The organism is Vibrio sp. KUL78 (assembly GCF_059725505.1).
On the sequence record NZ_AP045837.1, the window covers coordinates 581672 to 596472 of the forward strand.

Here is a 14801-nt window from a genome sequence, read left to right on the forward strand (position 1 = left end):
AAATTCAAAAACAAGGCCTGTATCACCAAGATACGGGCCTTTTTTTTACCTGTTTTGAGTATTTCGGGAGGAAAGGATGCGAGTACTAAAATTTGGAGGCTCATCGTTAGCAGATGCAGACCGTTTCTTAAGAGCGGCGGACATCATCGCTAATAATGCCCAGCAAGAAGATCTAGCTGTGGTGCTATCGGCACCGGGTAAAACCACCAACAAGTTAGTGGCAGTTATTGAAACTGCACTGAAAAACAATGAAGTTGAACTGCAAATCTCTGAGCTAGAAACCTCATTCAATGAGTTGTTCTCGGATATTAAGAAAGTCCTCCCGAGTATCGACAGCACGGATTTTGATAACCAAGTCAAAACATCACTGTTCCAATTACATCAGTTTGTCCATGGTATTCGCCTGTTGGGCACATGCCCAGATCATGTGAACGCTCGCATCATCTCTAAAGGTGAGCGCATCTCAATTCAGCTTATGAAGGCTGTGCTTGTCGCGAAAGGCCAAGCCGCTGATCTTATTGATCCTGTGAAGTACCTATTTGCCAACGGCGATCATCTAGAAGCTATGGTGGATGTTGAGGTCTCTACGCAAAACTTCCAAGCTAACCCGCTTGCTGAAGGTGTTGTACACATCATGCCTGGCTTTACAGCAGGTAATGCGAAAGGGGAGTTGGTGACATTAGGTCGTAATGGTTCAGACTACTCTGCCGCTGTACTTGCTGCGTGTTTGCGAGCAGATTGCTGTGAGATCTGGACAGATGTTGATGGTGTTTATAACTGTGACCCTCGATTGGTAGACGATGCGCGCCTTCTGAAATCGCTAAGCTATCAAGAAGCGATGGAGCTCTCTTACTTTGGTGCTTCGGTTCTGCACCCGAAAACCATCGCTCCTATCGCTCAGTTCCATATCCCATGTCTGATTAAGAACTCCTTTAACCCACAGGGTGCCGGTACGCTAATCGGTCAGGACACAGGCGAAGACAATCTGCCAATCAAAGGCATCACTACGCTTTCTAACCTCATCATGGTTAACGTATCAGGTCCTGGTATGAAGGGTATGGTCGGTATGGCAAGCCGCGTATTTGGCGCGATGTCATCGGCAGGTGTCTCTATTGTTCTTATTACCCAGTCTTCATCAGAGTACAGCATCAGTTTCTGTATTGAAGAAGAAGACAAGCTAGAGGCTGAACGTGCGCTTAGTGAAGCGTTCGAGCTTGAACTTAAAAATGGTCTGCTAGAGCCTGTAGAGTTTATGGACGACGTTGCTATCGTAACGCTAGTCGGTGATGGTATGCGCACTTCTCGCGGCGTTGCCTCTCAATTCTTCTCATCACTGGCAGAAGTTAATGTGAATATCGTTGCGATTGCACAGGGCTCTTCAGAGCGCGCGATTTCAGCCGTTATCCCAGAAGATAAGATCTCTGAAGCCATCAAAGCCTGTCACGAGAACCTATTTAACTCTAAGCACTTCCTAGATGTATTTGTCGTTGGTGTCGGCGGCGTCGGTGGTGAGCTGGTGGATCAGATCCAAAGACAGCAAGCGAAACTGGCTGAAAAAGGCATCGTCATCCGCGTATGTGGTCTAGCTAACAGTAAAGGTGTGCTGCTTGATGGTAACGGTCTTCCGTTAGAGCAATGGCGCGACCGTATGGGCGATGTCAGTGAGCGATTCACTGTTGCGGGTCTTGCTGCATTGGTACAGCGCAATCACATCATTAACCCAGTGTTGGTTGATTGTACGTCTAGCGAAGACATCGCGAATCAATACGCTGAATTCCTAGCAGCTGGCTTCCATGTAGTGACGCCAAACAAGAAAGCGAACACTGCTAGCATGTCCTACTACCATCAGCTTCGCGACGTGGCTCGCAGCTCTCGCCGTAAGCTGATGTATGAAACAACAGTAGGTGCAGGCCTACCGGTTATCGAAAACTTGCAGAACCTGATTGCTGCGGGTGATGAACTTGAGAAGTTCAATGGCATCCTGTCTGGCTCTCTATCATTCATCTTCGGTAAGTTGGATGAAGGACTAACGCTGAGCCAAGCAACCAATGTAGCCAAAGATAAAGGCTTTACTGAGCCGGACCCACGAGACGATCTTTCGGGTATGGATGTCGCGCGTAAGCTACTTATTCTCGCTCGTGAAGCTGGCATGGCACTGGAGCTTGAAGATGTTGAGGTTGACCAAGCCCTACCACCCGGCTTTGACGATTCTGGTTCTATCGATGAGTTTATGGCTCGTTTGCCAGAAGCTGATGCTTACTTCAGCGAGTTGGTAGAAAACGCAGCCAAAGAAGGCAAAGTATTGCGTTATGTCGGTGAGATCGCCGATGGCAAATGCCGAGTTCGCATTGCAGCTGTCGATGAAAACGACCCGATGTTTAAGATCAAAGACGGCGAGAACGCACTGGCCTTCTACAGCCGTTACTATCAACCAATCCCACTGGTACTTCGCGGCTACGGCGCAGGTACAGAAGTGACGGCTGCGGGCGTCTTCTCTGACGTGATGCGTACGTTAGGCTGGAAACTAGGAGTATAAGATGAGTGATAGCGTTGTCGTTTATGCGCCTGCCTCGATTGGCAATGTAAGCGTTGGCTTTGATGTGTTGGGCGCAGCGGTATCACCTGTTGATGGTACCCTGCTTGGCGATTGTGTTGAGGTAAGACTGGGCGATAAGCCGTTCGACCTTGCCACCAAAGGCAGCTTTGTTGATAAGCTGCCAAGCGATCCAAAAGAGAACATCGTTTACGATTGCTGGAAGGTTTATGCGCGTGAGCTAGACAAAAAAGGTGTGGCACTCAAGCCAGTCTACATGACGCTTGAGAAGAATATGCCAATTGGTTCTGGACTGGGTTCTAGCGCTTGCTCGATTGTTGCTGCGCTCGATGCTTTGAATCAGTTCCACGGTAATCCACTGAATGAAACTGAGCTTCTTGCGCTAATGGGTGAGATGGAAGGTCAAATTTCTGGTGGCATCCATTATGACAATGTGGCACCTTGCTACCTAGGCGGCGTGCAGTTGATGCTCGAAGAGCTCGGTATCATCAGCCAAGAAGTACCATGCTTTGATGAGTGGTACTGGGTTATGGCTTATCCTGGCATCAAGGTGTCGACTGCTGAAGCGCGTGAGATCCTACCATCTCAATATCGCAGACAAGATATCATTGCCCATGGTCGTCACTTAGCTGGGTTCATTCACGCTTGTCACTCTAATCAACCAGAGTTGGCTGCGAAGATGATCAAAGATGTCATCGCCGAACCTTATCGCGCTAAGCTATTACCAGGGTTTAGCAAAGCTCGTGAATACGCTGCAACAGCGGGTGCACTAGCAACAGGAATTTCAGGCAGCGGCCCGACGCTCTTCAGCATCTGTAAAGACAAAGATGTCGCGGACAGAGTGGCTCGCTGGCTAGAAGAGAATTACGTACAAAATAACGAAGGATTCGTCCATGTTTGTCGTCTCGACAAGCAAGGCTCGAAGGTAACAGGAAGTAAGCTATGAAGCTGTACAACATCAAAGAGAACGACGAGCAAGTCTCGTTTGGCCAAGCCGTTCGCCAAGGCTTGGGTCGCAACCAAGGTCTATTTTTCCCATCTGAGCTGCCAAAGTTCGATGATGTAGACGCACTGTTGGCTGAAGACTTTGTCACGCGTAGCGCAAAGATTTTGTCTGCGCTGATCGGTGATGAGCTTCCAGCAGAGAAAGTCAATGAGTTGGTCGACAATGCATTCCAATTCCCAGCGCCTATCAATCAAGTTAAAGATGGCGTGTACGCGCTTGAGCTTTTCCACGGTCCGACGCTAGCGTTTAAAGACTTCGGTGGCCGCTTTATGGCTCAGTCTTTGGCGGCAGTCTCTGATGGTGGCAAGATCACCATCCTTACTGCGACTTCAGGTGATACGGGTGCGGCGGTTGCTCACGCGTTTTACGGCATGGAAGACATTAACGTCGTTATCCTTTATCCAAAAGGTAAGATCAGCCCGCTGCAGGAAAAACTATTCTGCACACTAGGCAAGAACATCCATACAGTAGCAATCAATGGCGACTTCGATGCCTGTCAGGCACTGGTTAAGCAAGCCTTTGACGATGCAGCACTGCGTGAAGAGATTGGCCTTAACTCGGCGAACTCAATCAACATCAGCCGTCTGATGGCGCAGATCTGTTACTACTTCGAAGCGGCATCTCAGATGTCTAAACAAGAGCGTGAGAACCTAGTTGTATCGGTTCCAAGTGGTAACTTTGGTAACCTAACGGCAGGTCTATTGGCGAAAGCTCTGGGTCTTCCTATCAAACGCTTCATTGCGGCAACCAATGCTAACGATACGGTGCCTCGCTACCTAGAAACGGGTGAGTGGGATCCTAAACCAACGGTTGCGACAACTTCAAACGCGATGGACGTAAGCCAGCCAAACAACTGGCCACGTATCGAAGAGCTATGCCAAATCAAAGGCTGGGGGCTGGATACGCTAGGCAAAGGCATGGTAACGGATGAGCAAAGTGCGGAATCTGTGCGTGATCTCAACGCGCAAGGCTACCTATGTGAGCCACACGGCGCTATCGCGTACCGACTATTGGACGAGCAACTTCAAGAAGGTGAAACGGGTCTATTCTTGTGTACTGCTCACCCTGCGAAGTTTAAAGAGGTCGTGGACGATATTCTTGAGTCAGACATCGAGCTTCCAGGACCACTCGCAAAACACGCTGCAATGGAGCTGTTATCAGAAGACCTTGATAACGACTTCGATGCACTAAAAGCAGTATTGCGCCGAGTTCAGTAACTCGAATAGCGAAAATACCAATGCCCAAGCTAGTAGACAGCTTGGGCATTTTTTTATCTTGACCTCAAGTTAACCTAAGGTATTAAGCTGGCTTACATTTTAAAAAGTTAGGTATCCAATTACAGGAATAAGCATGTCACCACTTCAGTTGAAACAGTACTTAGATAAAATCGGCTTGGCGCTGCCTGGCGTTGATAATGGAAAAGTGACCACCGAGTTTGTGGCAGATTCTGTGTGTCTGGCTTTACTGCAAAAGGCGCAGCATCAAGCTATTCCGTTTGAAAACTTCGATGTGTTTGCTGGCGGTGCTATTAGCCTCAAGCAAGAAGCTCGTTTTGAAAAACTGGTGAGCCATCCACGAGGCGGCTATTGCTTTGAGGTTAACGGGCTGTTTCTCGATGTTTTAACTACTCTTGGCTTTCAAGCTGAGCCTAAGCTTGCTCGAGTGCACCTTGGCGATAAGCCCTCAGGCCGAAGTCATCAAGTGACGCTGGTCACCATAGGTGAAGAGCGCTGGATAGTGGATGTTGGTTTTGGCTCTCATACCCCAAGAGCGCCAATAAAACTTGTTGTTGATGTAGAGCAGCACGTCGACTTTCAGCTGTTTCGATTCGTAGAAGTCGAAGACTTTGGCTACCTGCTGCAAAGACGTAATGAAGATGGGTGGATGGATCTTTATAGCCTCGATATGGCATTTGCTGGGCAGGGAGATATCGAGTATGCCAACCACTACACATCCACAAGCGCGAATACCGTTTTTACTCAATCTCTCACCGCAGCTCTAGCGACTCAAAAAAGGCAGCGTCACTTTGCTCGATCGGGTAGTGAGATGCAGAGTTGGTGAAGAGGAGGTGTCGGTTATTGAGCTCGAAGAACATGAATACTTTGCTGTGATAGCGCGAGAACTGGGCATCGAAGTAGGGGCGCCTCAACAGGCTGCGATTCTGAAGCGGCTGTTCAACAAGAGCATTTAAGCTGAGCGCAAACTGGCGCTGATAATAAAAGCCCCTTAACGTGATGTTAAGGGGCTTTTCGTTAGAGCGTTAGCGCAATAGGGATAACTTACGCTGTCTCTGTTTTACCTGTTGGTTTCTCTTCGTCGGCTAGGTCAGTCTCACCTTTGCCTTTTGATTTCTTAATCACGTAACCCGCGATAGAAAGTGAAGATACAATACCAAGGATTGTTGATAGCTGCATCGGTAGACCGAAGCCTAGCGTAGCGTTGTTCAGGATGAAGGTAATCACTACCGTTGTCATGAACACTGCAGGTACCGTTGTTACCCAGTGAAGCTTGTTGTGACGCAGTAGGTAAGCCGACGCAGTCCAAAGCATCATTACTGCCGTGGTTTGGTTAGCGAAGCCGAAGTAACGCCAGATAACACCGAAGTCAACCTGAGTCAGGATGCCACCGATAACGAACAGTGGGATAGCCATCATTAGACGGTTGCGCAGTGTCTTCTGCTCCATGTTGAAGTATTCAGCAAGGATAAGACGGCTTGAACGGAACGCTGTGTCACCAGAAGTAATCGGTAGGATAACCACACCTAGGAACGCAAGCACACCACCAAAGACACCCAGTAGACCGAATGAAGCGCTGTAAACTACGTTACCAGGACCGCCGTTCTTCACTGCTTCTGCTAGAGAGTCGATAGAGCCGAAGAAAGAGAGCGCTAGTGCACACCAGATAAGTGCGATAACACCTTCACCAATCATCGCACCGTAGAATACGAAGCGACCATTCTTTTCATTTTCCATACAACGAGCCATCAGAGGAGACTGAGTTGCGTGGAAGCCTGAGATAGCGCCACAAGCGATGGTGATGAATAGTGCAGGCCATAGCGGTAGGTCATTCGGGTTCATGTTGGTAAACATGTCGCTGATTTCAAAACCACCCATGATTTGGTGTTCGCTTGACAGTGCAACTGCGGTGATTAGACCAACAGACATAAAGATAAGCAGTGCGCCGAACAGTGGGTAGAAGCGACCAATGATCTTATCAACTGGAACAATCGTTGCGATGATGTAGTAAGCGAAGATGATAACTACCATAGTGGTCATGCTCATTGACATGTCCATTTGGTCGTTTACTAGGTTTGTAATCATACCAGCTGGTGCTGAAACGAATACCACACCAACCAGTAGCAATAGGACGATGGCAAAAATGTTCATAAAGTGTTTGGCGCCATTGCCTAAGTAACGACCGGTAATCGTTGGTACTGATGCACCACCATTACGCACTGATAACATACCAGAGAAGTAATCGTGAACCGCACCTGCGAAGATACAACCGATAACAATCCAAAGCATCGCAGCAGGACCGTACAGAGCACCCATAATAGGACCGAAGATTGGACCTACACCCGCAATGTTGAGTAGTTGAACCAAGTAAACTTTCTTGGTTGACATTGGAACGTAGTCAACGCCATCTGCTTTGGTATGAGCAGGTGTTTGACGTTTTTCGTTAATACCAAAGACCTTCTCAATGAAAGCCCCGTAGATAAAGTAGCCGCCGATCAAGGCTGCAACACAAGTTAAAAACCACAACATAACTGTTATCCCTAGTTTGTGATGACATTAATTTCTGGTAACCATTATAAAAATGATGAATTAGCACGACATCGCCTTATTCGGTTAGTGGCGGAATAGATGATTAAGTGGTCAATAGCTAGGTTAAGTGGTTTTGTCGTTGGCTAAGCGGTCGGATTTAGGCGGTGAGTGGCAGAATAAAAGCGTGAAGCGGGTCACTTTCACTGAGCAAGAGTGGTAAAACGGCTTCAGAACTGGCATTGTTGTCGCAAGACATTTTTCGACCATAAAGGGAAATCATGAGAGCGCTAATCATCGTTGCGACCAGCTTACTAGCATTTGGCTGTGCTAAGGGTGTGGACGATCTTGCTAAAGAAGGAAGCTGGGATCAGATCGGTTATCAAGATGGCGTGAGAGGTCAGCTATCGCGAAGCTATTCCGATTTAAATAAGCTTGGTGAAGCGGTACATTCAGAGTATGACGCGGGTTATCAGCGCGGCCTTATTGAGTTCTGCGATGCAGATTTTGCGTATCAGATTGGTTTGTCTGGGCAATATTATACCGGTGCGTGTGAAGGTTTACCGGAAGCTCAACGTTTTCGAATGGAGTGGCAGCGCGGCTGGACTGACTATTCTCAGCAAAGCGGTTTTTAATATCGCAGCTTCATTAGAGCAATGAACAATAAAAGGGTTAGCGACATGCTAACCCTTTTGCGTTTACTAATCGGTCAATCGGACTAAAGCGCGAGTTATTGGCTGCTGTTATCGCCATCCACAGCTCGACGCAGAAAGCCTTCTTGCTGCATCAGCTGCTTTTCGGCAGCCGCTTTGTCTAAGCCGGTGAGAATCATCAATATGGATAATTTCACGTCATAGTTCGTTTCTTTGAGTGCTTTAGAGGCAGCCTCTTTATGGCATTCTGTGGCTTGCATGACGATTCGTGTCGCTCGGGCTACTAACTTTGCGTTGGTGGCTTTTACGTCCACCATTAAGTTTTGGTAGCTTTTTCCTAATCGAATCATGCTCGCAGTCGTGAGCATGTTCAGTACCAGTTTTTGTGCTGTCCCTGACTTTAGGCGAGTGGAACCTGTGAGTGCTTCAGGGCCCACAACTGGGCTAATCGCAATGTTTGCAATGTTGGCTATGTCAGAGGCTGGATTACAAGATAGTGCGACGGACGTCGCGCCTACCTCGTTAGTGTATTCCAAGGCTCCGATAACATAAGGCGTTCGACCACTTGCGGCGATACCTACAACGACATCTTTATCCGATAGGGCGATATCTTTGAGATCTTGAGCACCGAGTACAGGATCGTCTTCCGCCCCTTCTTTCGCCTTAAACATCGCATCTTTGCCACCGGCAATAATTCCCACCACCATGTCAGGATCAGTGCCAAAGGTTGGTGGACACTCAGAAGCATCCAGTACGCCAAGTCGACCACTGGTACCTGCTCCAACATAGAGAAGGCGCCCGCCCTGCTTGAAAGCATCAGTAATGGCATCAACCGCCTTGGCAATGTCTGGGATGACCTTTTCAACCGCCAAAGGAACGAGGCTGTCTTGCTGATTCATGCGTACCAATATCTGCTCAGACGATAGCAAATCGATGTCCATGGTTTCTGGGTTGCGTCCTTCAGACACAAGCTGGGAGAGCGCATTAAGTAAAGCGTCGTTTGTCATAATGGGTCCTAGTTAGCGGGGTAGAACACGCCCAGCGGTACGGCTTTGCTTGCGCCAGTGACCGAAGGCAGGTTGCTTGGAATTTTATTAACGAAACAGTGAGCCAGCCAAGCAAATGCCATTGACTCCATATAGTCACCGTTGATTGCTTCGCTATCGGTAGAGTCAACGTGCCAGTTTGTAAGCAGTTCGCTAAGGCGGCTCATGATAATCGGGTTGTTAGCGCCCCCACCACACACTAGCAGTTTGGGGCTGTTGCCGATGCCGTAAGGCTTGATGGCATCCGCGACAGTCATGGCAGTAAATTCAGTTAGGGTGCGCAGTAGGTCATGATCGCTCATGCCCGGTTTGATGGCAGCGCGCTGAGTATCGAGCCATTGCCCATGATAGTACTCGCGCCCAGTGCTCTTGGGTGCGCTTCGCGTTAGGTAAGGGTCCTTCAGCATCTGGGCTAAGAGTTCATGGTGAACCATACCCTGATTGGCGAGTTGAGCATCCTTATCAAAAGCTTGCCCAAAAGCTTGAGTACACCAATGATCCAAAAGCACATTACCGGGACCGGTATCAAACCCGATCACATCGCCATTAGGCTGAAGCACAGACACATTGGCAATTCCGCCGATATTGAGAATAACTTGCGTCGATTCGCTGTCGCCGAATAGGTAACGATGAAATGCAGGTACTAAGGGTGCACCTTGACCACCTAGAGCCATGTCTTTGCGTCTGAAGTCACCGATGGTATCAATGCCCGTGAGCGCAGCAACAAGGTTATTGTCGCCTAGTTGAGCCGTAAACGGGATGTCGCCGTCAGGCTGATGAAAGACGGTTTGACCATGGTTGCCAATCGCCGTGATGTCAGAGGCGTTATAGCTCGACTTGGCCAGCAAAGACTCAACGGCGTTAGCGTAGAGTTTTCCCAGCTTATGGTCGAGCTCACCTATCGATTTTAGGCTGGTGGCTTGTCCTTGGCATATTGCCAAAACATCACGTTTGAGTGTGTCGGGATAACTTAGAAAATCACTATCTAGCAAGCGAATTTGTTTACCCTTAATGGCAACAATCGCAGTGTCGACACCGTCCAGACTCGTGCCTGACATGATACCAATATACAGCGCTTCCTTTGACATCATAAACTTACTCCGTTTTTACTCAGCTTTATTGTAAATCAAAAACAATAGGAATAACCTCTGGGGATGCCCATTTGATAATAATTTTGCAGAGGAGCAATTATGGGACCGCTATGGATTGATGTGGCAGGCTACGAGCTGACTGCTGAAGATCGTGAAATTTTGGAGCACCCAACCGTAGGTGGTTTAATTCTATTTGCTAGAAACTACCACGACTCCGAGCAACTGATTGAACTCAATCGACAAATCCGTCAAGCGGCAAAGAAACCCATAGTGATTGGTGTTGATCAAGAGGGTGGGCGCGTACAGCGCTTTCGTGATGGCTTTACTTTGCTTCCTCCAGCCGCTCGTTACGCCAAGCTTAAAGACGAGGCGCTAGCACATCAAGCAGGTTGGTTGATGGCTGCCGAGCTGATTGCTCATGATATTGATTTGAGCTTCGCGCCGGTACTCGACCAAGGTGAGCAAAGCAAAGCGATTGGTAATCGCGCTTTTGGTGACAACTTCCAGACGATTGTGCAGTACACCACCGCCTTTATGGCAGGCATGAAATCAGCGGGCATGGCGACAACAGGTAAGCACTTTCCGGGGCATGGCGGCGTAAGCGCGGACTCGCACCTTGAGACGCCAGTAGATAATCGAGACTCTATTTTTGAAGACGATATGCGCATCTTCCAGGCTCATATCAAAGCTGGAGTACTCGATGCCATGATGCCGGCACACGTGGTTTTCCCTCACTATGATGATAAGCCAGCGAGTGGCTCAAGCTATTGGCTAAAAGACGTGCTGCGCAAACAGCTTGGCTTTAATGGCATTGTGTTCTCTGATGATCTATCAATGGAAGGCGCTGCGATTATGGGCGGTCCAGCAGCTCGTGCCCAGCAGGCGCTCGATGCAGGCTGCGATACGCTCTTGATGTGTAATAACCGCAACTCGACGATTGAGGTGTTGGACCATCTGCCAATTACTAAAGTGAAGAAGGCAAGTCGCATGCTTAGAAAGAAAAACTTTGACCTAGAAGAGCTTAAGAAAAGTGCTCAGTGGAAAGCAGCGAATAGTAAGGTGCTGTCGGCGCTGGAAGGTTAGAGGGGCAGCTTCAGGATTAGTACAACACTCGACGCGCGTCATTCCTGTGTAGACAGGAATCTTCTTGAGGCTTGGTGCGCGCGTTGAGTAGATCTCTGCCTGCGCAGAGATGACGATTATTTTTAGTATAAAGAACTAACAACTCGCGTCATTCCACTGGCCGTGCGCCTACGCAGGCAGGAATCTTTTTGAGGCTTGGTGTGCGCGTTGAGTAGATCTCTGCCTACGCAGAGATGACGATTATTTTAAGTGTTAAGAACTAACAACTCGCGTCATTCCTGTATAGACAGGAATCATCTTGAGGCTTGGTGCGCGCGTTGAGTAGATCTCTACCTGCGCAGAGATGACGATTATTTTGAGTGTAAAGAACTAACAGCTCGCGTCATTCCACTGGCCGTGCGCCTGCGCAGGCAGGAATCTTTTTGAGGCTTGGTGTGCGCGTTGAGTAGATCTCTGCCTACGCAGAGATGACGATTATTTTGAGTGTAAAGAACTAACCACTCGCGTCATTCCTGTGCAGACAGGAATCTTTTTGAGGCTTGGTGTGTGCGTTGAGTAGATCTCTGCCTGCGCAGAGATGACGATTATTTTTAGTATAAAGAACTAACAGCTCGCGTCATTCCACTGGCCGTGCGCCTACGCAGGCAGGAATCTTTTTGAGGCTTGGTGTGCGCGTTGAGTAGATCTCTGCCTACGCAGAGATGACGATTATTTTAAGTGTAAAGAACTAACAACTCGCGTCATTCCTGTATAGACAGGAATCATCTTGAGGCTTGGTGCGCGCGTTGAATAGATCTATGCCTGCGCAGAGATGACGATTATTTTGAGTTTGAAGAACCAACAACTCGCGTCATTCCACTGGCCGTGCGCCTACGCAGGCAGGAATCTTCTTGAGGCTTGGTATGCGCTTTGAGTAGACCCTGCCTGCGCAGGGGTGACGATCTCGTGGGTATTACCGGGCTCAAAGGTAACAGTTCTAACCGTGCACATGGGTAACAAATGCTATTGTGTAAGTTAGCTAATAGTATCAGTGAAACCCCAACGTCTCTTTCAACGACTTCAAATACCGGCGACTCACAGGTATTGGATGGTCACTTTGAGTAATGATTTCCGCCAGTCCATTCTCTAGTAGTTTGATCTCTTTAATCGCCTTCACATTCACCAAAAACTGACGATGACAGCGAATAAGTGACGTCTTATCTTCAATCACTTTGAGCGTCAATTGCGAGGTCGCTTTTTGAGTCGCGGTTTGTACATGTACACCAGAAAGGTCACTGTAGGCAAACTCCACATCTTTAGTGGCTATGATGACAATGCGGTTGTGACCAACGCAAGGAATCTGGTCTAGCGTGGCTGGCGCTAGAGTATCAAAGTTCTCGGTTTGAGTGGTGTCGCGCTTATTGAGGCGCTTAATAGTTTTACCTAAGCGGCAAGGGTCAACAGGCTTAAGCAGGTAATCAAACGCGTTGTCTTCAAACGCTTGAATCGCATACTGATCATAGGCGGTCACGAAGACCACATTTGGCATGGTGTCAGGGTCAAGCATGCCCAAAAGCTCAATACCTGTGATTTGTGGCATCTGGATATCGAGAAAAACCACATCGGGTTTATGCAGATTGATTTTCTTTAAACCTTCAATGGCGTTGCTGGCTTGGTCAATAACCTCTATCTGTTCAAACTCAGCCAAAAGCTCAATAAGCTCCTCACGAGCAAACAATTCATCATCAATCACTAATGCGGTTAGTCGTGTCATGAGGCGATAGCCGTCCTTTTATCGTCTGAATTTACGGGCGCTGGAATAATAAAGCTCATTCGTGTGTGACGCTGTGTTTCAACTTCAATTTTTAGCGCTGAGTCACGCCCAAATTGATTACTCAAGCGTTTATCCACTATCTGCATCCCCAGTCCCTGATGACCCGGCTCAGGAGGTAAGTAGGTGCCCGCGTTATCCTCAACAGTGAGTCGATAGCCTTGTTCACAGGGTTCACTAAAGATTCGAATAGTGCCCCCTTCAATAAGATTGGATATGCCATGTTTGATGGCGTTTTCGACCAGAGGTTGCAAGGTAAAGCTCGGTACAGTTTGCTCGAGTAAATCGGGTGAAATATCGATATCTACCTCCAATCGGTCGGTAAATCTCGCTTTCTCTATTGTGAGATAAGCATTGACGTGCGCCAGCTCTTCTTTGAGCGTCACCGTCTCAATATTTTGCTTGAGGTTACTACGGAAGAACTGCGACAAATGCTGAATCAAACTGCGTGCCTTGTCTGGATCACGTCTGGTTATCGCGCTAATGGTATTGAGCGCGTTAAACAAAAAGTGCGGATTCACTTGCGCGTGCAGCAGCTTAATCTCAGCTTGGTTTAGCAAGGTCTGCTTATGGATGTAATCGCCATGCAGGATCTGGCTGGAGAGTAGCTGAGCTATGCCTTCTGCCATCGACATGTTGATGGTTGAAAACAGCTTCCGCTTCGGTTCGTACAGCTTAATGGTGCCAATGACCTCATCTCCCGTACGCAGCGGGATGATAAGCGCTGAGCCGAGTTTGCAATCTTTCGAGATAGAGCACTGATACGGGTTTTCTTTGCCATCGAGGTAGATGATGTCGTTATTGTTCATCGAGTCTAGCGTGCTTTGCGATGAAATAGGGCGGTTAAGCTTATGATGATCCGCACCTATACCCACGAAGGCCAAGATTTTCTCGCGGTCGGTGATGGCAACAGCACCGACATTGGTCTCTTCGTAAATGATACGGGCAATCTTACTCGCATTGTTGGAGTTAAACCCATGGACCAAAATACCCACCGAGCGTTCTGCGATGTTTAACGCTCGCCGAGAAAAGGTTGCTGAGTATTCTTCAAAGATGGTTTTGCGGTCTTGAAGTATGCTCATAAACAGCGCTGCACCAACTGAGTTGGCAATGATCATAGGTGCTGCGATGTTAGAAACTAGCGTGTAGGCTTGATCAAAAGGCTTGGCGACAATCAAAATGATCAACATCTGTACCACTTCTGCTACAAAGGTCACGTAGAACACCACCATGGGATTAAACAGCTGTTCTTTTCTGCCTTTTTGGAGGAAGTAGAGGTGCATAATACCGCCAATCACCCCTTCTGCTGTGGTGGAGATCGCACAGGCGACATCGGTAAAACCACCTAACGTATAGCGGTGCATGCCACCAGTAAATCCGACCGCAAAGCCGACAACGGGCCCACCAAACAAACCGCCCATCACAGCTCCAATTGCACGAGTATTCGCTATCGCATCATCGATCTGAAGACCAAAGTATGTGCCGAGAATGCAGAACGAGGAGAACAGTACATAGATACTGAACTTGTGGCTCAAGCGGTTTGTAACGCTAAACAGCGGGAGGAACAGAGGTGTCTTACTGAGCATATAAGCCAGCATCAGATACACACACATCTGTTGCAGCAAAGAGATAATTAAGTCCATGGGTACCACCTCAACCTTGATGCTTCTATTGTAACGCATGTCGTAACAAAGAGGAGAGGGCAGTGTCGAAGTCTGTTTACTGGAAGGTGATGGTAAGCAAATAATTTAGTGTAAACCTAATGTTACACTAAGTGTTTTTTTTAAGTTTACGCTT

General features: G+C 48.1%; 11 protein-coding genes. 6 read left to right on the forward strand and 5 right to left on the reverse strand.

Translation table 11 applies throughout. The features are described 5' to 3' along the window. The first annotated feature begins 76 nt into the window (after positions 1-76). The 4 genes from thrA to AC6I8Y_RS02910 all read left to right on the forward strand — a co-directional run bounded on the left by thrA (position 77) and on the right by AC6I8Y_RS02910 (position 5621). Positions 77-2536 carry a bifunctional aspartate kinase/homoserine dehydrogenase I gene (gene thrA, locus AC6I8Y_RS02895; RefSeq protein ID WP_394153031.1) on the forward strand — a complete coding sequence of 820 codons (2460 nt, stop codon included), beginning with the start codon at positions 77-79 and terminating at the stop codon, positions 2534-2536. A gap of 1 nt (position 2537) precedes the next feature. Next, positions 2538-3500 (forward strand): homoserine kinase, encoded by a 963-nt coding sequence (gene thrB / locus AC6I8Y_RS02900; RefSeq protein WP_112459843.1) that lies wholly within the window; start codon positions 2538-2540, stop codon positions 3498-3500. Then, the gene (gene thrC / locus AC6I8Y_RS02905) at positions 3497-4777 is read left to right on the forward strand and encodes a threonine synthase (protein ID WP_252013522.1); all 1281 of its coding nucleotides are present in this window, start codon (positions 3497-3499) and stop codon (positions 4775-4777) included. The genes thrB and thrC overlap by 4 nt, the downstream gene beginning before the upstream one ends. Before the next feature lie 133 nt (positions 4778-4910). Next, on the forward strand, positions 4911-5621 hold the full coding sequence (locus AC6I8Y_RS02910) for an arylamine N-acetyltransferase family protein (protein WP_498020742.1): 711 nt from the start codon (positions 4911-4913) through the stop codon (positions 5619-5621). 218 nt (positions 5622-5839) lie between these two features. Here the strand turns inward: AC6I8Y_RS02910 and AC6I8Y_RS02915 are convergent, their stop codons facing one another. After that, positions 5840-7324 (reverse strand): carbon starvation CstA family protein, encoded by a 1485-nt coding sequence (locus AC6I8Y_RS02915; protein ID WP_252013526.1) that lies wholly within the window; start codon positions 7322-7324, stop codon positions 5840-5842. Positions 7325-7599: 275 nt separating this feature from the next. Between AC6I8Y_RS02915 and AC6I8Y_RS02920 the strand changes: the two genes are divergently transcribed. Continuing rightward, the gene (locus AC6I8Y_RS02920) at positions 7600-7956 is read left to right on the forward strand and encodes a DUF2799 domain-containing protein (protein ID WP_234496120.1); all 357 of its coding nucleotides are present in this window, start codon (positions 7600-7602) and stop codon (positions 7954-7956) included. A 95-nt stretch (positions 7957-8051) separates the two neighbouring features. On the opposite strand, the gene murQ is transcribed toward AC6I8Y_RS02920, so the two are convergent. Both murQ and AC6I8Y_RS02930 read right to left on the reverse strand, forming a co-directional pair. Next, positions 8052-8981, reverse strand: a complete 930-nt coding sequence (gene murQ / locus AC6I8Y_RS02925) for an N-acetylmuramic acid 6-phosphate etherase (protein WP_252013528.1) — start codon at positions 8979-8981, stop codon at positions 8052-8054. 8 nt (positions 8982-8989) lie between these two features. After that, positions 8990-10108: an anhydro-N-acetylmuramic acid kinase gene (locus tag AC6I8Y_RS02930; protein WP_498021428.1), complete on the reverse strand. Its 1119-nt coding sequence runs from the start codon at positions 10106-10108 to the stop codon at positions 8990-8992. Positions 10109-10210: 102 nt separating this feature from the next. On the opposite strand from AC6I8Y_RS02930, the gene nagZ reads away from it, so the two are divergent. Next, the gene (nagZ, locus tag AC6I8Y_RS02935; RefSeq protein ID WP_498020743.1) at positions 10211-11194 is read left to right on the forward strand and encodes a beta-N-acetylhexosaminidase; all 984 of its coding nucleotides are present in this window, start codon (positions 10211-10213) and stop codon (positions 11192-11194) included. Between the two features lie 1027 nt (positions 11195-12221). On the opposite strand, the gene btsR is transcribed toward nagZ, so the two are convergent. Next, positions 12222-12947 (reverse strand): two-component system response regulator BtsR, encoded by a 726-nt coding sequence (gene btsR / locus AC6I8Y_RS02940; protein ID WP_042476068.1) that lies wholly within the window; start codon positions 12945-12947, stop codon positions 12222-12224. After that, positions 12944-14647, reverse strand: a complete 1704-nt coding sequence (locus AC6I8Y_RS02945; protein WP_498020744.1) for a LytS/YhcK type 5TM receptor domain-containing protein — start codon at positions 14645-14647, stop codon at positions 12944-12946. Before AC6I8Y_RS02945 ends, btsR begins: the two co-directional genes overlap by 4 nt. Between the last annotated feature and the right edge of the window lie 154 nt (positions 14648-14801).

What these genes read in the sequence shown, in the direction of transcription:
- thrA (WP_394153031.1), top strand. Translation starts at nt 77, where the DNA reads ATGCGAGTACTAAAATTTGGAGGCTCATCGTTAGCAGATGCAGACCGT.
- thrB (WP_112459843.1), top strand. Translation starts at nt 2,538, where the DNA reads ATGAGTGATAGCGTTGTCGTTTATGCGCCTGCCTCGATTGGCAATGTA.
- thrC (WP_252013522.1), top strand. Translation starts at nt 3,497, where the DNA reads ATGAAGCTGTACAACATCAAAGAGAACGACGAGCAAGTCTCGTTTGGC.
- AC6I8Y_RS02910 (WP_498020742.1), top strand. Translation starts at nt 4,911, where the DNA reads ATGTCACCACTTCAGTTGAAACAGTACTTAGATAAAATCGGCTTGGCG.
- AC6I8Y_RS02915 (WP_252013526.1), bottom strand. Translation starts at nt 7,324, where the DNA reads ATGTTGTGGTTTTTAACTTGTGTTGCAGCCTTGATCGGCGGCTACTTT.
- murQ (WP_252013528.1), bottom strand. Translation starts at nt 8,981, where the DNA reads ATGACAAACGACGCTTTACTTAATGCGCTCTCCCAGCTTGTGTCTGAA.
- AC6I8Y_RS02930 (WP_498021428.1), bottom strand. Translation starts at nt 10,108, where the DNA reads ATGTCAAAGGAAGCGCTGTATATTGGTATCATGTCAGGCACGAGTCTG.
- nagZ (WP_498020743.1), top strand. Translation starts at nt 10,211, where the DNA reads ATGGGACCGCTATGGATTGATGTGGCAGGCTACGAGCTGACTGCTGAA.
- btsR (WP_042476068.1), bottom strand. Translation starts at nt 12,947, where the DNA reads ATGACACGACTAACCGCATTAGTGATTGATGATGAATTGTTTGCTCGT.
- AC6I8Y_RS02945 (WP_498020744.1), bottom strand. Translation starts at nt 14,647, where the DNA reads ATGGACTTAATTATCTCTTTGCTGCAACAGATGTGTGTGTATCTGATG.